The 612-nt window shown below is 43.6% G+C and carries 2 protein-coding genes; both read right to left on the reverse strand.

From position 1 onward, the window contains the following. A partial coding sequence (locus tag R7Q09_RS26755; protein ID WP_318144024.1) for a hypothetical protein occupies positions 1 to 314 on the reverse strand: 314 nt, incomplete at its 3' end. Between the two features lies 1 nt (position 315). Next, on the reverse strand, positions 316 to 612 hold a 297-nt coding region (locus R7Q09_RS26760), incomplete at its 5' end, for an Hpt domain-containing protein (RefSeq protein ID WP_318144025.1).

Here is a 612-nt window from a genome sequence, read left to right on the forward strand (position 1 = left end):
CGAGTTTCCAAGTCCCCACCATCAATCATCCACTCGGTAGTACCCTGCTTTATAATCAGAGCCTCAGCAGTCAAATTCGCAGGCAGCTGTTTGTCGCCTTCCAGATACAGAGCACCTTGAATACTCAACTCTTGAACGTCTTGCACAGGTTCTTCCTCAATCGCAGGCATTAAGTTCACCCAAAGATTGCTCTTTAGTTCAACATTCACCTGATTCATCGTAATTTGGCTGCCTTGTTGCCAGTTCACTTGAGGAACAGAACTACAACCTACGAGCGATGCAATAAGTAAGGCTACGGGTGCAAGTTTCTTCATGTTATTTCCTTTGATCTAACCAACTTTTGAGTACCTGAATATCGTTTTGGTATTCGTTCTTTATCTCTTCGACCCAGTCAGAAATATTTTCCCACCATGCCGGCATATCCGGGGATTGCGCTTTTTGAGCAACGCTTTGGATACGTTTAAGACCAATAGATCCTGCCGCACCTTTGATTTTATGCGCTTCAGAAACAATGCCATCTTGATCTTTTGCGGTCATGTTTGAGTCTAATACCTCAATGTAATCTGGCATCATGTCTTCAAACATCTTGATGCTGTCGTACACGGGTTTAAC

Source organism: Vibrio sp. 2130-1 (genome assembly GCF_033339515.1).